Genomic DNA, 19093 nt, shown 5'->3' with positions numbered 1-19093 from the left:
CAAAAAGAAACGGAAGAAGCAAGCTCCTTCCGTTTCGTCTGTTCGATTACCGAACCGGTTAGTCGATTGCCTTGTCATTCGGGCTCTTGTAGAGAGCCTTCATGTCTTCACTTTCGGGGAAGTTGAGGTTGAGACCCTTCGGCGGAATCGGGCTTTCGAACCACTTCTTGTAGATCTTGTCCGCTTCGCCCGAGGTTTCGACCTTGGCGATCGCGTCGTCGACGACCTTCTTGAACTCCGGATCGTTCTTGCGGATCATGCAGCCGTACGCTTCATGCGATTGCGGCGCACCGACGATCACGAAATCGTTCGGGTTGTTCGACTTCGCGCGCTCGCCCGCGAGCAGCGCATCGTCCATCATGAACGCGACGGCGCGGCCGGTCGACAGCGTCAGGAACGACTCGCCGTGATCCTTCGCGCTGATGATGTTCATGCCCATGTTCTTGTCCTGATTCATCTTGCGAAGCAGGCGCTCGGACGTGGTGCCGGCGGTCGTCACGACGGTCTTGCCCTTCAGGTCGGCCCAGTCCTTCACGCCCGAATCCTTCTTGGTCATGAGGCGCGTGCCGATCACGAAGATCGTGTTCGAGAAGGAAACTTGCTGCTGACGCTCGGCGTTGTTCGTCGTCGAGCCGCACTCGATATCGACGGTGCCGTTCTGCACGAGCGGAATGCGGTTCTGCGAAGTGATCGGCGTGAGCTTCACCTTCAGGTCGGACATGCCGAGCTTCTGCTTGACCGCGTCCACGACCTTCAGCGCGAACTCATGCGAGTAGCCGACGACTTGCTGCTTGTCGTCATAGTAGGAAAACGGAATGGACGATTCGCGATGCCCCAGCGAGATCACGCCCGTGTCCTTGATTTTCTTCAGCGTGCCGGCGTCTTGAGCGTATGCGCCGGTGGCGAGAAACCCGAGCGCGGCGACGAGCAGCGCAGCCTTTTTAACCTTCATGTGTTCGATCTCCTGTGGCGAAAAACCGGGGCAAGTTTAGCAGGGTAATTATTCTGAAAGAATGATTGTTAACCCACGACCGTCTTATTTCTGAGACGCTGTCGCCGTAAGGGTGCAACCCGGTGCGACCGCGCATATTACTGGCGTTTTTGTGACCATGCTTGACCGAATGCAGCGAGTCGGCCGACTTGTCGCTTTCATGCAAATGCGGGCGGCATTCCGAATGAAATGCCGCCCGCAATCAATTAAAGGGCACGACCGCCTGACACCGAATCAGGGATACAGCCCGCGCATCTCGCGCGCCTGCAGAATGCGCGTACACGCGACGATGAACGCCGCCGTGCGCACCGATACCTTGTGCTCGCTCGCGACCTGCCACACGCCCGCGAACGCTTCGCGCATCACGCGCTCGAGACGCTGATTGATCTCGTCCTCGGTCCAGAAGAAGCTCGAGAAGTCCTGCACCCATTCGAAGTACGACACGGTCACGCCGCCCGCATTCGCGATCACGTCCGGGATCACGAGGATACCCTTGTCGTTGAGGATGTCGTCGGCCGCGGTCGTGGTCGGGCCGTTCGCGCCTTCGACGACGATCTTCGTGCGGATCTTCGACGCGTTCTTCTCGGTGATCTGGTTTTCCAGCGCGGCCGGAATGAGGATGTCGCTTTCGATCATCCAGAATTCTTCCGCCTGTACCGGATCCGCGCCCGCGAAGCCGCCCACGCCGCCGTTCTTCGCGACGTGATCGAGCAGCGCGACGGTATCGATGCCCTTCGAGTTATGAATCGTTCCCGTGTGATCCTGCACGGCGATGACCTTCGCGCCCGCTTCTTGGAACAGCTTGGCCGCGATGCCGCCGACGTTGCCGAAGCCCTGCACCGCGATGCGCGCGCCTTCGATCTCCATGCCGATGCGCCGCGCCGCTTCCGTGCCGACGACGAACACGCCGCGCCCCGTCGCTTCCTTGCGGCCGAGCGAACCGCCGAGCGAAATCGGCTTGCCGGTCACGACGCCGGTTGCCGTCTGGCCCTGGTTCATGGAGTAGGTGTCCATCATCCACGCCATGATCTGCTCGTTCGTGTTCACGTCCGGCGCGGGAATGTCCGTGTTCGGCCCGATGATGATGCCGATCTCGCTCGTATAGCGACGCGTCACGCGTTCCAGTTCGCCACGCGACAGCGTGCGCGGATCGACACGAATGCCGCCCTTCGCGCCGCCGTACGGCACGTTTACCGCCGCGTTCTTCACCGACATCCACGCGGACAGCGCCATCACTTCGGAGAGCGTCACGTCCTGGTGGTAACGCACGCCACCCTTGCCGGGACCGCGCGACGTGTTGTGCTGCACGCGATAACCCTCGAAATGCGCGACGGTGCCGTTATCCAGCTCGATCGGGCAATCGACGACGAGAATGCGCTTCGGGCGCTTGAGGGTTTCGAGCCAGCGGGAGAGAGAACCGAGATACGGGGCAACGCGATCGACCTGTTGCAGATAGTTTCCCCAGGGACCGAGATCATCGGCATGGAGATACGACGGGATGGCGTGTTTTGCGTCCGGCGCTTGCACAGGTTGCTTCGAGGCAGACATTGATGCTCCAGCGGTGAAGGAATTCGCTCATTGTCGAAAAACGTCGTTTCCAAATCCAATGCCGTTTCCTTATCCCGTCATGCAAAACTTGCATAACGTCGCCGAGCCTTATGCCGCGGGCTTCTCAGGCTGCGCCTTCAGCAATTCCTCACCGACCGCGTCCCATAGCGCGCGCATCAATGCCTGTCGCGGCTCTTCGCCCTGCGCTGCGAGCTTGTCGCGATAAAGGCGGATTTCCATCGTCAGCGTGAACTGGCCGGCGGGCGTGCCGCGCGTGCCGCGATCGAGGCGCACGAGCCGCCCTTCTTCCACTGCATCCTCGACAGCGCTGTGCGGCAGGAACGCGACGCCATGACCGGCGAGCGCCATCGCTTTCAGACCTTCGGCCATGTCGGTTTCATAGACCTTGTCGAGATAGAGGCGCGTCGGCGCGGTCGCGATGATGACTTCCGTCATGCGCCCGAGGTACGCATTAGGCGTGTACGACAGATACGGCACCGGCGATTCGGCCGTCGCGGGCAGCGTGAAGCGCGCGCGTCCGCCTTTGGTCACGGCGGAAAACGGGCTGATCGGTTCGGCGCCGAGCGTGAGCATGTCGTAGCGCGCGGGATCGAGCGCAACCGGATGACTCGGATGGTGATAGCCCATCACGAGATCGACACCGCCTTCGACGAGCGACAGCACCGCATCGTGCACATTGAGCGCGCGCAGTCGCGTGCGGATGCGTCCGAGCCGCGCCTCGATGTGTTCGAGCCAGCGCGGAAAATACGTGAGCGAAAGCGTGTGCGGCACGGCGAATTCGATGGTCGCCGACGGCACGCCGCCTTGTCCGCGCAATAGCGTGCGCGCTTCGTGGAACTGCGAGAGCATCGCGAGCGCCTGCTCGTAGAACACGTTGCCGGCTTGCGTGAGGCGCGTCGGATACACCGACCGGTCGATGAGTTCCGTGCCGAGCCACGCTTCGAGCGCCTGAATGCGTCGCGAGAACGCGGGCTGCGTGATGTGCCGAAGCTCGGCGGATCGACTGAAGCTGCGCGTCTCCGCGAGCGACACGAAGTCTTCCAGCCATTTCAGTTCCATGCGTTTCTCGGGCGCGCGCGGCGCTTCCTTGGCAAAGAACGCATTCTAGCGGGCGCATGAGCCGTGCGAAGGCGCGGCGCACCATTCGCATGCGGTCACGCACGGACGCGGTGCTGTCGGTTTGCGGGACGCGGAACCTCACGCGTGCTCTGATCCCTCGCCGACCCTTGCGCTACCCGGCGCATCGGTAAATATGCATTCCATTGGCATGATGCTTGCAATTTTCGGGGCCGTCGCGTGCTCATTCGGCAGCACGCGCATATACGGAACCCGCAATGTCCAATCTGATCGCATCGCTCAAGAGCGGCAACTGGCGCTCGCTCCTCGCCTGCTTCCTCTACTTCGATACGGGCTTTACCGTCTGGGTACTGTATGGGCCGCTCGCGCCGTTCATCGGACGCGACGTGACGATGTCCGCCGCGCAGCAAGGCTTTCTCGTCGCGGTGCCGGTGCTGGCCGCCGCCATTCTGCGCGTGACGCTCGGCAACCTCTATCAATCGACCGATGGACGGCGCGTCGCGCTGATGGGCGTCCTGCTCTCGTCGATTCCGTCGATCGTGCTGCCGCTCATGCCCGGCGTGCCGTCGTATGCGGTGTTGCTTGTGCTCGGCGTGTTCCTCGGCATGGGCGGCGCGAGCTTCGCCGTCGCGTTGCCGATGGCTGGCAGCAACTATCCGCCGAAGGTGCAGGGCCTCGTGCTCGGACTCGCCGCGGCAGGCAACATCGGCGCGGTGCTCGACGGCTTCCTGTTCCCGCATCTCGCCGATGCCTTCGGCTGGCAGATGTCGACCGCCGCCGCGCTGCCGCTGCTCGCGATTACGGGCGTCGCGCTCTTCGCATGGGCGTCCGACGCCGGCGTGAAAACCGGCAGCACGATGCGCGCGCTGTCGAGCTTCGCGGTGACGCTCGTGAGCCTGATCGTGCTGGTGCTCGCGGTCAACGCGGGCGTGTTCGGCGGCGGCAAGGCGGGCGTGCTGCTCTTGCCGGTGATCGGCGCGCTCATTGCGATCGCGGTGCTGCCGCGGCATTATCGGTCGGTGCTCGGCGAGCGCGATACGTGGGTCATCATGCTCATTTACAGCATCACGTTCGGCGGTTTCGTCGGCATGTCGTCGTATGTGACGCTGCTGCTTACCTCGCTTTATCAGATGCCGAAGCTCGAAGCCGGCCTCTTCATGTCGCTGCTCGCGTTTCTCGGCGCGATCGTGCGTCCGTTCGGCGGTTATGTCGCCGATCGCGTGACCGGCGTGCGTGCGCTGCTCGTGCTGCTCGCGGCCATCGCCATCGGCGACTTCGCGTTCGCGATCTGGATGCCGCCGGTCGCGGGCGGTCTCGCGATTCTCATCTGCCTGTATATCGCGTTCGGCCTGGGCAACGGCTCGACGTTCCAGCTCGTCCCGCATCGCTGGAAGGGCAAGACGGGATTGCTGTCGGGAATCGTCGGCGCAGCGGGCGGTATCGGCGGGTTCTATCTGCCGGTCATCATGGGCATCGCGAAGGAAAGCACGGGCAGCTATCAAATGGGCTTCGCCACGTTCGGCGTGCTCGCAACGTGCGCGTTCGGCGCGCTCTTCGCGCTGCGCGGTCAGTGGCTGCGCTGGTCGTCGACGGCTTCGCAATCGCACGATGGCGTCGCCATCGGCGGCGCGCACGCGATGGAGTGAGGACAGCGCGTCATTCGCCCAGTGTCGCCAGCGCCGCCTCTCCTTCGCCGGAGCTGGCGGCGCGCTGTTGCTGAAGCGCCCACATCTGCGCGAACAGCCCGCCCGCACGCAGCAACTCCGCATGCGTGCCGCGCTCGACGATGCGCCCGTGATCCATCACGATGATCTGCTGCGCATGCACGACCGTCGATAGCCGATGCGCGATGATGAGTGTCGTCCGCTCGCGCGCGATCGAGTCGAGTTCGTGCTGAATCGCGCGCTCGGAATTCGAATCGAGCGCGGACGTGGCTTCGTCGAAGATCAAAATCGGCGGATTCTTGAGCAGCGTGCGCGCGATCGCGACGCGCTGCTTCTCGCCACCCGACAGCTTCAATCCACGCTCGCCGACGGCCGTGTCATAGCCCGCTGGCAACGCCTCGATGAAATCGTGAATATGCGCCGCGCGCGCCGCCGCGATCACTTCGTCGCGGCTCGCCGAAGGACGCCCGTACGCGATGTTGTAATAGATCGAATCGTTGAAGAGCACGGTGTCCTGCGGCACGATGCCGATCGCCGCGCGCAACGAATCCTGTGTGACGTCGCGAATGTCCTGCCCGTCGATGCGAATGCTGCCGCCCTGCGCGCGATCGAGATCGTAGAAGCGAAAGAGCAGCCGGCCGAGCGTCGATTTGCCCGAGCCGCTGTGTCCGACGACCGCCGTCGTCGTGCCCGCGGGAATCGTGAAATCGACGCCATGCAGGATCGGCCGCGCCTTCTCATACGCGAAGCTCACGTTCTCGAAGCGCACTTCGCCGCCGCGCACGGCAAGCGCGGGCGCGTTCGGCGCATCGGGCACTTCGCGGCCCGCGCCGAGCAGCGTGAACATGCGATCCATGTCGGTCAGCGCCTGCTTCAGTTCGCGATACACGACGCCGAGAAAATTCAGCGGAATGTACAACTGCAACATGAAGGTGTTGATGAGCACGAGATCGCCGAGCGTCAGACGCCCCGCCATCACGCCCTGCGTCGCGCGCCAGAGGATGAAAACGAGCCCCACGCCGATGATCGTCTGCTGCCCGAAGTTCAGCATCGACAGCGAGCGCTGCGACTTGATCGCGGCCGCGCGATAGCGCTGAAGATTTTCATCGTAACGGCCCGTTTCCCACTCTTCGTTGCCGAAGTATTTCACGGTCTCGTAGTTGAGCAGCGAATCGATCGCGCGCGAATTCGCTTTCGAATCGAGATCGTTCATCGTGCGGCGAAAGTGCGTGCGCCACTCCGTCACCTTCACCGTGAACACGATATACGTGACGAGCGCGATGAACGTGACGATCGCGTAATACGCCTCGTACTTCGTCACGAAGAACGCGAGCACGAGTCCGACCTCGACGAGCGTCGGCAGAATGCTGTAGAGCGAATACGAAACGAGCTGCTGGATGCCGCGCGTGCCGCGTTCGATATCGCGCGACATGCCGCCCGTCTGTCGCTCCAGATGAAAGCGCAGCGACAGCGAATGCAGATGCCGGAACACTTGCAGCGCGAGTTGCCGCACGGCGCTTTCCGTGACCTTGGCGAAGAGCAGTTCGCGCAACTCGGTGAAGAGCGACGTAGAAAGCCGCGCGGCCGCATACGCGACGACGAGCAGCCCGATTCCGCCGATCAGCACGATGCCCGGCGAATCGTTCGCGCGTCCGAGCGCGGTGAGATGCTGCACGGAAGCGAGGCCGTCGACGATGCGCTTCATCACGATCGGCACGCCGAGGTTCGCGACCTTCGCGCCGATGAGGCACGTCAGCGCGAACGCGACGCGCCATTTGTACGTCGTGAGATAAGGCAGCAGCGAGCGGATCGTCTGCCAGTCGTTGCGCGGGCCTTGCTGCGCGGGCCCGGGCTCTGCGTTCGGGAAGCGGCGCATGAGTTCGTATCGTTCGAGCGCGTCGCGCGAATGGAGTCGGGCGCGGCGTGGGGAAGGTTTTTATCGTCGAAACGGGCGCAACTTCGTCTGGATGCTTTCCCGTACAATTTGCTGCAAGCCCTGGCGCGACGTCGCGCGCAATCGGGCTCATTCATAAATAGGCATTGTCGCAGAAGGTTCAAGAGGCCGCTCACGCGCGCCAGCCTTCGCGCCGCCTTGCAAACCGGAACGCCTCCCATGACCGACCATCCCAATCTTCCTGAGAAACACGTCGCGCTGCGCGTCGTGCCGCAGCCCGCCGACGCCAACGTCCACGGCGACGTCTTCGGCGGATGGATCATGGCGCAGGTCGATATCGCCGGCTCCATTCCGGCGAGCCGCCGCGCGAACGGCCGCGTCGCGACCGTCGCCGTGAATTCGTTCCTGTTCAAGCACCCGGTTTTCGTCGGCGATCTGCTGAGCTTTTACGCCGACATCGTCAAGACGGGCAACACGTCCATCACGGTGTCGGTCGAAGTCTGGGCGCAGCGCATGAGCCTCGCCGAAGAAGTCGTCAAGGTGACGGAAGCGACGCTCACCTACGTCGCGACTGACCGCGATCGCCGCCCGCGCGTGCTGCCGTCGCTGGACTGATAAGAATCGATCAGTGGGGCAGCACGCCCTGCTGCAAAAGGCCCGGAATCGCCTCGTGCGGCATCGGGCGCGAGAAAAGGTAGCCCTGCATTTCGTCGCAATCGCGCTCGCGCAGGAAATCGTGCTGCGCGTGCGTTTCGACGCCCTCCGCGATCACCTGCATCTCGAGCGAATGCGCGAGCGCGATGATCGCCGACGTGATGGTTTCATCGTCGCCCGACGAGCCGATATCCGCGACGAACGAGCGATCGATCTTCAGCCGATGCACCGGAAAGCGCTTGAGATACGACAGGCTCGAATAGCCGGTGCCGAAGTCGTCGATTGCAATACCGATGCCGAGCGCCGATAGCTCCGAGAGCATCGTGATCGCTTCCTCGGCGTTGCGCATGATCGCGCTTTCGGTGAGTTCGAGTTCGAGATAGCGCGGCGCAAGGCCCGTCTCTTCGAGCACCGAAGTCACGAGCCGGGCGATGTCGCGCTGCTGGAAATGCCGCGCCGACAAGTTCACCGACACGCGCGCCGGCGGCAGCCCCGCATCCTGCCACGCCTTGTTCTGCCGGCACGCTTCGCGCAGCACCCATTCGGAAAGCGGTCCGATCAGCCCGCTCTCCTCCGCCACCGGAATGAACGACGCCGGCGACACGAGCCCTTGCTCGGGGTCGCGCCAGCGCACGAGCGCTTCGATGCCGACGATCTGACGCGTCGACATGTCGACCTGCGGCTGATAGTGCAGCAGGAATTCGCCGTCGCGCAGCGCGCGCCGCAAGCGCCGTTCGAGATTCATGCGCGCGCCGACGCTCGCGTTCATCTCCGGCTGATAAAACTGATAGTTGTTGCGGCCCATGTCCTTCGCGCGATACATCGCGAGGTCGGCCTTCTTCATCACGGTTTCGGCGTCGTCGCCGTCTTGCGGATAAAGACTCGCGCCCATGCTGCAGCCGACATACAGCTCGGTGTCGTCGATCCACACCGGTTCGGAGATCGCCGCGCGCGTGCGCTCCATCCACACGATGAGACCGGCTTCGTCGGTGATGTCCGGCAGCACGACGACGAACTCGTCGCCGCCGTGACGCGCGACCGTATCGCTCGTACGCGCCGAGCGCGCGAGCCGCTCCGCGATCACCGCAAGCAGACGGTCGCCGACGCTGTGGCCGAGACTGTCGTTGACGTTCTTGAAGCCGTCGAGATCCATGAACACGACCGCGATCTTCGCATCGCGCCGCCGCGCCGTTTCTATCGCGTGCTGCAGGCGATCTTTCAGCAGATTGCGATTCGGCAGGCGCGTGAGCGTGTCGTAATTCGCCTGATATTCGAGCTCTTCCTGATAGCGCATCAGATCGGTCACGTCGTTGATGATGCCGATGTGATGCGTGGTCATGCCCTGCGCGTTCGGCACCGGCGCGACGAAGAGCTGGTTCCAGAAGAGCGCGCCGTCCTTGCGATAGTTGCGCACGACGACGCTCGCTTCCATGTTCGCGTCGAGCGCGCGGCGGATCGACGTGAGCCCTTCCTGATCTCCGTCCGGGCCGTGCAAAAAGCGGCAATCCTGGCCGATGACCTCGCTCGGGTCATAACCCGTGATGCGCTTGAACGCCGGATTCGCATACTCGATCACGTTCGCGCCATCGACGACGCCGGTGATCAGAATCGCGTTCACGCTCGCGTCCAGCGCGCGGCTTTGCAGACGCAGCGCGAGTTCGGCGCGCTTGTGATCGGTGACGTCGTGATACGAACCGAGCACGCCGATGGTCTGCCCTTCGCCGTCGAGCAACGGCAGCTTGCTCGAAACGACGGTGCGCAACTGGTCGCCCATCACGATGTCGCGCTCATGATGCATCTTCGGCACGGTCGTGACGATGACCTCTTCGTCGTCCGCGCGCACCAGATCCGCGAGCGCGCTCCACGGCAAGTCGAAATCCGTCTTGCCGATGACCTGCTCGTTGTACGCGAGACCCGCATCGCGCGCGAACGCATTGTTGCAGCCGAGATAGCGCAGTTCGCGGTCCTTCCAGAACACGCGCTGCGGAATGTTGTCGATGACCGCTTCGAGCATCTCGTTCGAGCGGCGCGCTTCGGCTTCCGCGTTGATGCGGTCGGTCACGTCGTTCGCCAGCATGAAGATGCCCGGCCGGCTCGAGTAGATGAGCGAGTGATGCGACACGTCCGCGCCCACGATCGATCCGTCCTTGCAGCGATAGCGCCAGACGCCCGCCGAACCTCGTCCCGACTGAGCGCGCTCGCCCCGCTCGCCGCCTTCGCCGCCGCTGCGCGCAAGACGCGCGGCGAAGCTGTCGAAGTCGTCCGCATGATGCAGATCGCGCAGCGTCATGTTCATGAACTCCGGCTCGTTGAAGCCGAAGTGTTCGATCGCGGCCTGATTCACGGCAACGAAGCGCATCGTCTCGCTATCGACGATCCACATCGGCACCGGATGCGCCTCGAACATGCCGCGAAAGCGCTCGTTGCTGCGCTGTCGCGCGCGCGCCGCGCCGAGCTTCTCGCGCGATTGCCGCTCGCGGCTCGCGAAGAGCCAGATCAGCACGGCGCTGCCCGCGAGCATCGTGAAGACGAGCAGCAGCATGGCGCCGCTCGACGCCCGCGCGGACTGATCGAGCGCGCCGATCGTCGCGTTGTCGATGCGCGAGCGCACCGCCGCGAGCTCGTCGTCGACGCCTTGCTGATCCTCGCCGAGCGTAACGAACGCCGCATCGGCCCATGCACGGGACGCGTCGGGGCTCGCCTTCCTCGCGCGCTCGAAGGCGACGTCGGCGTCGTGCCGCATGACGGCGGCGCGGGCGGCGAGCGCATCGAATGCGCCCATCATGCCGGGCTCCATTTCGAACTGCGCGCGCAGGCCGCTTTCGAGCGCGTCGAGATGCGCCACGCGTTCCTGATGGCCCGCTGCGGTTTCCGCGATGCCGGTCGCTTCGAAGCGGCTCAGTTGCGTCAGCGATTCGCCGAGCGTGCTGCGATAGTTCGCGAGGTCGCGCAGCAGGCTCATCGAGCGCAAGGTGCGCGCGTCGCTTTCACGCAGACCGCCGATCCGCTCGCAGGCGACGAACGCGTTGGCGCCGAGCGCGGCCAGCACGACGGCAATGTTGACGAGCAAACCTCTGGAGAGGAATCGAGTCATGAAGAGCGGGCTAATCCCTTTGATGCGCGCACATCGAACGCAATGCGCGGCGTGGCGAACGGCTCCACGCCCGATTAATGGATAACGTCCATTAACGGCGCCTCTCGCCCGACATTTAGGGCTCACGCGCAAATAATCTGATTAAAGCGGCTGCTTAACGTTTGCGAGCCGCGTGCTCACTCCGTGAGACCGAACTCTTTCATCGCGGGCAGGAAATCGTGATTGACCTTGTCCGTGTTGCGCGAGAGTTTCGCGAGCGCGTAACGCTGGAAACGATCGAGTTGGCCCCAGCGATCGAGACTCGGCGCGCTGATCCCGGAGAGGCTGCTTTGACGGATCACGGTTTCCGGCACGGCATCGGCGTGCATCCACACCGGATCGGGGTCGCGTTCGATCTTTTCGGGCGCGGCATTGGCGTGCGTCTTCAGCATCTCTTCAAGCGCGAGGTCGAAGTTCTTCTCGAGCTCGGCCTCCTCTTCGATCGGAAAGCGCGCCAGCAACGCGCGATCTTCGTAAGGAAGCTGCTGCCATTGGTCAAGCGAGATGCGCATGCCGAAGCGGTCGAGATTGAAGCGCACGGCAAGCGGAATGAAGCGCAGATTGTCAGAGGATTCGACTTCGAATCCGAAGAGACGCGCGGCGTCGTAAAGTCCCATAGCGAAGCCTCGTTGGATTGAAGCGGGCGGCGCGGCGCGCGATGCCCGCTTAAGTTATTGTAGGGCCTTGGATCTGGCTGGAACCATTGCAATCTAGCCGCTGTTCGCGTCGCGATGCGTGCGGACAGCAACTTTTGGCAGCAAGTCACATACCCGACTTTACTCGAAGTGAGCGGTCAGGAGCATTGAAGTGGAACAACTCGAAACCGACGACCAACCCGGCTTCGTCGAGCGCCAGGTGCGCAGGCATCGCAGGAACGAAGTTGCGATCGCCGCTGACAACGTCGGTCAGGAATGGCCCGTCGCGCTGGTTTTCAACGGCATTTCGCACGCGGTGATGATGTGCACGCCACGCGATCTCGAAGCGTTCGCAGTGGGCTTTTCGATGACGGAAGGCATAGTTGAGCGCGGCAGCGATATCCACGATATCGAGGTTTATTTGCGGGATGACGGCGTCGCGTTGCCGCATGCGGAAGTACATCTGCAGGTCGTGCAGCAGGCTTTCGCGTCGCTGAAGGACAAGCGGCGCGCGCTCGCCGGGCGCACCGGATGCGGCGTGTGCGGCATCGAAAGCATCGACTTGCTCGATCTTCAGCCGGAACGCGTGCCGGACACCGGCTTTCTGAATCGTCTCGCGTCCGATGCGATCGAACGCGCCGCGCGCGAATTGCCCGCGCATCAGCAATTGACGAAGCTGACGGGCGGTCTGCACGCCGCCGCGTGGTGCGACGAAAACGGCGCGGTGCGCTACGCCTTCGAGGACGTCGGGCGGCATAACGCGCTCGACAAGCTCATCGGCCAGTTGATCCTGCGCCGCGAGGACACGACGCAAGGTTTCGTGTACCTGTCGAGCCGCGCGAGCTATGAACTCGTGCGCAAATCGGCGCGCGTCGGCGTGCCGATGATCGCGACGATTTCCGCGCCGACCTCGCTCGCCATTTCGATCGCGAAGCAGGCGGGCCTGCGGCTCGTCAGCTTCGCGCGCGAGAACAGCTTCGTCGAATACGATGTCGAGTGAAGCGCGCTATTCGAACTATCCGAGCTATTCGAACTTGCTGAAGTCCGGCTTGCGCTTCTCGAAGAACGCCTGAAACGCCTCGCGCGCTTCGGGCGCGACGAGCATCCGCGAGAAATGCGCGGCTTCGTCTTCCATGCGCGCGGTCACTTCGTGCGCGTGCGCGCCTTTCATCAGCGACTTGGTCACGCGCAGCGACGACGCCGGCAGGAGCGCGAGCCGCTTCGCCTTGTCGAACGCGTAGGCGTCGAGTTCGGCGGCATCGATCGCGCCGTTGAGGAAGCCCATGCCGATCGCTTCGTTCACGTCGAACGCTTCGCCCAGCAAGAGCTTTTCCGCCGCGCGCTGATAACCCGCCGTGCGCGGCAGCAGCAGGCTCGACGCCGCTTCCGGACACAGCCCCAGTTGCGAAAACGGCAGCGAGAACTTCGCGTTCGGGCTCGCGTAGACGATGTCGCAATGCAGGAGCATCGTCGTGCCGATGCCGACCGCCGTGCCCGCGACCGCCGCGACGATCGGCTTCGGAAAACCGGCGATGCGCCGCAGGAACTGGAAGACGGGCGCGTCGAGTCCCTTCGGCGGATCGTTCAGGAAGTCATCGAGGTCGTTGCCGGCGGAGAACGTCGTGCCGTTCGCGCGGATCAGCACCGCGCGCACGGTCGGGTCCATCTCGGCTTCGTAGAGGCCGTCGGCCATTTCCTGATACATCGCCGCGGTGATCGCGTTCTTCTTTTCCGGACGATTGAGCACGATGCTCAGCACGCCGTCCGCGCGTTCGATCTGAATCTCCATCCGCTGTCTCCTTCGTGTCGGTCCGCGAGCTTTCGGCACTCGCGGACCGTTTGCGTCAAAGCCGCTCGATGATGCCCGCCGCGCCCATGCCGGTGCCGACGCACATCGTCACCATGCCGTACTTCAGGTTGCGGCGACGCAGGCCGTGCACGACCGTCGACGCGCGGATCGCGCCCGTCGCGCCGAGCGGATGGCCGAGCGCGATCGCGCCGCCGAGCGGATTGACCTTGGACGTATCGAGTCCGAGATCGCCGATCACCGCGAGCGCCTGCGCCGCGAACGCTTCGTTCAGCTCGATCCAGTCGAGATCGTCCTGCTTCAGGCCCGCCGCATTCAACGCGGCCGGAATCGCTTCCTTCGGCCCGATGCCCATAATCTCGGGCGGCACGCCGCGCACCGCGAAGCTCACGAAGCGCGCGAGCGGCGTGAGGTTGAACTGCTTCAGGATCTTTTCCGACACGACGATCAGCGCGCCGGCGCCGTCCGACGTCTGCGAGCTGTTGCCCGCCGTCACCGAGCCTTTGTTCGCGAACACGGGACGCAGCTTCGCGAGACCTTCGACCGACGTATCCGCGCGCGGACCTTCGTCGAGCGCGATCTCGCGCGCGTTCACGCGAACTTCGCCCGATGCGAGATCGGGGAAGCGCTCGTTCAACGTGTATGCGGCGATTTCATCGGCGAATTCGCCCGCTTGCTGCGCGGCCAACGCCTTGCGATGCGACTCCGCGGCGAACGCGTCCTGCGCCTCGCGGCTCACCTTCCAGCGTTCCGCGACGCGCTCCGCCGTCAGCCCCATGCCGTACGCGATGCCGACATCTTCGTTGCGATCGAAGATATGCGGCGACAGCGAAGGCTTGTTGCCCATCATCGGCACCATGCTCATCGACTCGCAGCCGCCGGCGATCATCGCATCGGCTTCGCCGACGCGGATGCGGTCCGCCGCCATCGCGAGCGCCGTCAGGCCCGACGCGCAGAAGCGGTTCACCGTGACGCCGCCGACGGTATTCGGCAAGCCCGCGAGCAACGCGCCCATGCGCGCAACGTTCAGTCCTTGCTCGGCCTCGGGAATCGCGCAGCCGACGATCGCGTCCTCGATCACGTTCGTATCGAGCCCCGGCACCTGCGCGACGGCCGACCTGATCGCGTGGACGAGCAGCTCGTCCGGGCGCGTGTTCCTGAACACGCCGCGCGGCGCCTTGCCGATCGGCGTGCGGCTCGCGGCGACGATGTATGCGTCTTGAAGTTGTTTGCTCATCTTATGCAGCTCCGCTTAGTTACGCACCGGCTTGCCGGTCTGCAACATGCCCATGATTCGCTCTTGCGTCTTTTGCGTGCCGAGCAGCTCGACGAACGCGCGGCGCTCCAGCGCCAGCAGCCATTCTTCGTCGACGAGACTGCCCGCTTCGACATCGCCGCCGCACACGGCTTCGGCGATACGGCTCGCGATCAGATAGTCGTGATCGCTGATGAAGCGGCCGTCGCGCATGTTGACGAGCGACGCCTTGATCGTCGAGATCGCCGAGCGGCCCGCGACCGGCACCTGCTTCGCGCGCAACGGCGGACGATAGCCCGATGCGCTCAATGCGCGCGCTTCCTTCTTCGCGATGTCGAGCAGTTCGTGCACGTTGAAGACGATCGTGTCGGACGGCTTCAGATAGCCCATCGCGCGGGCATCGAATGCGGAGGACGACACTTTCGCCATCGCCGCGTTTTCGAAGGACTTCTGCAGGAACTTGAGCAGATCGCTGGTCGCGTTGACGGCGCTCGCCGCTTCCGCCGCGCGCAGTGCCGCTTCCTTGAGACCGCCGCCCGCCGGCACGAGACCGACGCCCACTTCGACGAGACCGATATAACTCTCGACATGCGCGACGCGCTTCGCCGAATGCAGCAGCAGCTCGCAACCGCCGCCGAGCGCAATGCCCGAAACCGCCGACACGACCGGCACGTTCGCGTATTTCACGCGCATCATGCCTTGCTGGAACTTTTTCACGAACGGCTCGATGCCCTTCGCGCCGCCCATCATGAACGCGGGCATCGCTTCTTCGAGATTCGCGCCCGCCGAGAACGGACCGCCCGGCGCGCCGAGTTGCAGCGAAGTCGGCTGCCAGATCACGACGCCACGGTATTCCTTCTCCGCGAGTTCGATGGCTTGCGTGAGGCCCTCGATCACGCCCGGACCGATGGTGTTCATCTTCGACTTGAACGACACGATCACGACATCGCTTTGATCGTCGTCGAGCCACGCGCGCACGTTTTCGGTTTCGAAGAGCGTCTTGCCGTAGGTCTTCGGATCGGCGCCCGTCTCACCGACGAGCGGCGCGCGGAACACCTGCTTCTCGTACACGGGCAGCGTCGAGCGCGGCTCGAAACGGCGCGCGGCGGGCGACCACGAACCTTCGTCCGTGTGCACGCCGTTCTTCTCGGCGACGGGACCATCGAGCACCCACGCGGGCAGCGGCGCGTTCGAGAGCGCCTTGCCTGCATCGATGTCTTCCTGGACCCACTTCGCGATCTGCTGCCAGCCCGCGGCTTGCCAGCTTTCGAACGGTCCCTGGTTCCAGCCGAAGCCCCAGCGGATCGCGAGATCGACGTCGCGCGCGTTGTCCGCGATCGATTCCAGATGGACCGCGATGTAGTGGAACACGTCGCGGAAGATCGCCCAGAGGAACTGCGCCTGCTTGTTGTCGGTTTCGCGCAAGAGCTTGAAACGCTCGGCTGGCGGACGCTTCAGAATGCGGCCGATGAGTTCGTCGGCTTTCGCCCCGCCATCGACATAAGAAGCCGTCTTCGGATCGAGAACCTTGATCGCCTTGCCTTCCTTGCGATAAAAACCCGCGCCCGTCTTCTGGCCGAGCGCGCCGTTCTTGACGAGCGCGTCGAGCACGGGCGGCGTCTTGTAGACGGCGAAGAACGGATCGTCGGGCAGGTTGTCCTGCATCGTCTTGATGACGTGCGCCATCGTGTCGAGACCGACGACATCGGCTGTGCGGAACGTCGCGGACTTCGCGCGGCCGAGGCGCGAGCCGGTGAGATCGTCGACTTCGTCGAAGCGCAGGCCGAACTTTTCGGCTTCGGCGATGACCGCGAGAATCGAGAACACACCGACGCGATTCGCGATGAAGTTCGGCGTGTCTTTTGCGCGCACGACGCCCTTGCCGATCACGCTCGTCAGGAACGTTTCGAGTTGATCGAGGATCTCGGGCTTCGTGGATGCGGTCGGGATCAGCTCGACCAGATGCATGTAGCGCGGCGGATTGAAGAAGTGCACGCCGCAGAAGCGCGATTTGAGTTCATCGGAGAAGCCGTTCGACAGCTCCGTGATCGACAGGCCCGACGTGTTGCTCGCGAAGATCGCGTGCGGCGCGATGTGCGGTGCGACCTTCTTGTAGAGATCGTGCTTCCAGTCCATGCGCTCGGCGATGGCTTCGATCACGAGATCGCATTCTTTCAGTTTCTCGATGTCGTCGTCGTAGTTCGCGGGCTCGATGTACTGAGCGTCGTCTTTCACGCCGAACGGGGCGGGCGACAGCTTCTTCAGATTCTCGATGGCCTTCAGCGCAATGGCGTTCTTCGGGCCTTCCTTGGCCGGAAGGTCGAAGAGCATGACCGGGACGCGGGCGTTGATCAGATGGGCGGCGATCTGCGCGCCCATCACGCCCGCGCCGAGCACGGCGACTTTTTTGACGTTCACGGTGGGGTCACTCCGGGGTTCGTGAATGTTTGGGGTTTCGTCTTGCTGCGGCTTTCGCTTTTTTGTTCGCTTTCGCTTTCGCTCGGGTTCGCTTCCGCCTTCGTGCAATCACCCGAAAGCGAAAGCAGAAGCGAAAGCAAAAACATCAAAACAACGCTTCGTCGTAATCCATCATAGGCTTGGCACCGGCCCGAGCAGCGCGAATCGTAGAAGCGGTCTCAGGCAGCAGCTTGGCGAAATAGAACCGCGCGGTGGCCAGCTTGGCCTTATAGAAAGCATCACCGCCCGAGGCACGATCGAGCGCAACCCTCGCCATCCGCGCCCAGAAATAAGAAAACACGAGATGCCCGACAGTGCGCAGATAGGGCACAGCAGCAGCCCCGACCTCATCGGGATTCTGCATGGCCTTCATGCCGATCTCCATCGTGAGCTTCTGCACCTTCTCGCCGATATCCGCGAGCGGATTGATGAACTCCTGCATCTCCGGCTTCACGCCTTCCTGCTCGACGAAGTCCGCAACCAGCTTGCCGAAGCGCTTCAGCTTCGCGCCCATGTCGCCGAGAATCTTGCGGCCCAGCAGGTCCAGCGCCTGAATGGAATTCGTGCCCTCGTAGATCATGTTGATGCGCGCATCGCGGACGTATTGCTCCATGCCCCATTCGGAGATGAAGCCATGTCCGCCGTAGATCTGCATCGCCATGTTCGTGCCTTCGAACGCGTTATCGGTCAGGAAAGCCTTGATGACCGGCGTCAGCAGCGCGACAAAATCGGCGGCTTCGGCGCGCACGGCTTCATCCGCATGCGACAGTTCCTTGTCGATATTCAACGCCGCCCAGTACGTGAACGCGCGGCCTGCCTCGGCATAGGCCTTCTGCGTGAGCAGCATGCGACGCACATCCGGATGCACGATGATCGGATCGGCGGCCTTCTCCGGCGCCTTCGGGCCGGTCAGCGAGCGCATCTGCAGACGCTCTTTCGCGTACACGAGCGAGTTCTGATACGCGACTTCAGTCAGCCCGAGACCCTGCATGCCGACGCCCAGACGCGCTGCGTTCATCATCACGAACATCGCGTTCAAGCCCTTGTTCGACTCGCCGACGAGCCAGCCCTTCGCGCCGTCGAGGTTCATCACGCAGGTCGCGTTGCCATGAATGCCCATCTTGTGCTCGATCGAGCCGCACTTGATGTCGTTGCGCGCACCGACCGCACCGTTCGCGTCCGGTACGAACTTCGGCACGATGAAAAGCGAGATGCCCTTGGTGCCCATCGGCGCGCCGGGCAGACGCGCGAGCACCAGATGAACGATGTTCTCGGCCATGTCGTGCTCGCCGCTCGAAATGAAGATCTTCGTGCCGGTGAGCGCGTACGAGCCGTCGGGATTCGGCTCGGCCTTCGTGCGCAGAATGCCGAGGTCCGTTCCGCAATGCGGTTCCGTGAGGCACATCGTGCCGGTCCACTCGCCCGAGACGAGCTTCGAGAGATACGTCGACTTCTGCTCCGGCGTGCCGTGCGCATGCAGGCATTCGTAGGCGCCGTGCGACAGGCCCGGATACATCGTCCAGGCCTGATTCGCCGAGTTGAGCATTTCGTAGAGCGCGTTGTTCACGAACGCGGGCAAGCCCTGGCCGCCGTACTCGGGATCGCATCCGAGCGCGGGCCAGCCTGCATCGATGTACTGCCGATAAGCTTCCTTGAAGCCGGCAGGCGTCTTCACGACGCCATCGCCCTCGTAAGTGCAGCCTTCGCGGTCGCCGCTCTGATTGAGCGGGAACACGACTTCGGAGCAGAACTTCCCGGCTTCCTCGAGCACCTGATTGATGGTGTCGGCGTCAAGGTCGGCATGCTTCGGCATGCTCTTCAATTCGGCTTCCACGTTCAGCACTTCGTGCAGCACGAACTGCATGTCGCGAAGGGGGGCGGCGTACTGTCCCATGAGTCTCTCCAGTTTCTTCAAGCGTCTGGTTGCGCGCCGCCGAACCCTTTGTCGATTCGAACG

13 protein-coding genes are annotated in these 19093 nt (G+C 63.4%); 3 read left to right on the top strand and 10 right to left on the bottom strand.

Annotated features, from left to right (window positions below):
- Positions 1–58: 58 nt before the first annotated feature.
- From NCS03_RS02095 to NCS03_RS02085, 3 genes are all read right to left on the bottom strand, one after another.
- A complete protein-coding gene (locus tag NCS03_RS02095; protein WP_008351588.1) occupies positions 59–952 on the bottom strand; it encodes a glutamate/aspartate ABC transporter substrate-binding protein in 894 nt (297 codons plus the stop codon).
- Positions 953–1225: 273 nt separating this feature from the next.
- A complete protein-coding gene (locus tag NCS03_RS02090; protein ID WP_008351589.1) occupies positions 1226–2539 on the bottom strand; it encodes a Glu/Leu/Phe/Val family dehydrogenase in 1314 nt (437 codons plus the stop codon).
- A 108-nt stretch (positions 2540–2647) separates the two neighbouring features.
- Complete coding sequence (locus NCS03_RS02085; protein ID WP_008351590.1) at positions 2648–3619, bottom strand: LysR substrate-binding domain-containing protein; 972 nt, start codon at positions 3617–3619, stop codon at positions 2648–2650.
- Between the two features lie 275 nt (positions 3620–3894).
- Between NCS03_RS02085 and NCS03_RS02080 the strand changes: the two genes are divergently transcribed.
- Positions 3895–5283: an MFS transporter gene (locus NCS03_RS02080; protein ID WP_034470596.1), complete on the top strand. Its 1389-nt coding sequence runs from the start codon at positions 3895–3897 to the stop codon at positions 5281–5283.
- Between the two features lie 10 nt (positions 5284–5293).
- Here the strand turns inward: NCS03_RS02080 and NCS03_RS02075 are convergent, their stop codons facing one another.
- A complete protein-coding gene (locus tag NCS03_RS02075) occupies positions 5294–7177 on the bottom strand; it encodes an ABCB family ABC transporter ATP-binding protein/permease (protein ID WP_250528699.1) in 1884 nt (627 codons plus the stop codon).
- Between the two features lie 237 nt (positions 7178–7414).
- On the opposite strand from NCS03_RS02075, the gene NCS03_RS02070 reads away from it, so the two are divergent.
- Entirely contained in the window at positions 7415–7810 is a 396-nt protein-coding gene (locus NCS03_RS02070; protein ID WP_008351593.1) for an acyl-CoA thioesterase, read from the top strand.
- A 10-nt stretch (positions 7811–7820) separates the two neighbouring features.
- Here the strand turns inward: NCS03_RS02070 and NCS03_RS02065 are convergent, their stop codons facing one another.
- Together NCS03_RS02065 and NCS03_RS02060 are read right to left on the bottom strand one after the other, a co-directional pair.
- Positions 7821–10943, bottom strand: a complete 3123-nt coding sequence (locus NCS03_RS02065; protein ID WP_250528698.1) for a sensor domain-containing protein — start codon at positions 10941–10943, stop codon at positions 7821–7823.
- 176 nt (positions 10944–11119) lie between these two features.
- Positions 11120–11599, bottom strand: coding sequence for a nitrate reductase associated protein (locus tag NCS03_RS02060; RefSeq protein ID WP_008351596.1), 480 nt, complete (start codon positions 11597–11599; stop codon positions 11120–11122).
- A gap of 190 nt (positions 11600–11789) precedes the next feature.
- On the opposite strand from NCS03_RS02060, the gene fdhD reads away from it, so the two are divergent.
- Positions 11790–12617 carry a formate dehydrogenase accessory sulfurtransferase FdhD gene (gene fdhD, locus NCS03_RS02055; RefSeq protein ID WP_250528697.1) on the top strand — a complete coding sequence of 276 codons (828 nt, stop codon included), beginning with the start codon at positions 11790–11792 and terminating at the stop codon, positions 12615–12617.
- A gap of 24 nt (positions 12618–12641) precedes the next feature.
- Here the strand turns inward: fdhD and NCS03_RS02050 are convergent, their stop codons facing one another.
- The 4 genes from NCS03_RS02050 to NCS03_RS02035 form a co-directional block, all read right to left on the bottom strand.
- Positions 12642–13406 (bottom strand): enoyl-CoA hydratase, encoded by a 765-nt coding sequence (locus tag NCS03_RS02050; RefSeq protein ID WP_008351601.1) that lies wholly within the window; start codon positions 13404–13406, stop codon positions 12642–12644.
- 55 nt (positions 13407–13461) lie between these two features.
- A complete protein-coding gene (locus tag NCS03_RS02045; protein ID WP_250507167.1) occupies positions 13462–14661 on the bottom strand; it encodes an acetyl-CoA C-acyltransferase in 1200 nt (399 codons plus the stop codon).
- Positions 14662–14676: 15 nt separating this feature from the next.
- Entirely contained in the window at positions 14677–17097 is a 2421-nt protein-coding gene (locus NCS03_RS02040; protein WP_350029344.1) for a 3-hydroxyacyl-CoA dehydrogenase/enoyl-CoA hydratase family protein, read from the bottom strand.
- Positions 17098–17242: 145 nt separating this feature from the next.
- A complete protein-coding gene (locus NCS03_RS02035) occupies positions 17243–19030 on the bottom strand; it encodes an acyl-CoA dehydrogenase C-terminal domain-containing protein (RefSeq protein ID WP_008351605.1) in 1788 nt (595 codons plus the stop codon).
- Positions 19031–19093: the final 63 nt, after the last annotated feature.

The organism is Caballeronia sp. ATUFL_F1_KS4A (assembly GCF_023630905.1).
Taxonomy (GTDB): domain Bacteria; phylum Pseudomonadota; class Gammaproteobacteria; order Burkholderiales; family Burkholderiaceae; genus Caballeronia; species Caballeronia zhejiangensis.
This window is presented reverse-complemented; position numbering and strand designations above follow the sequence as displayed.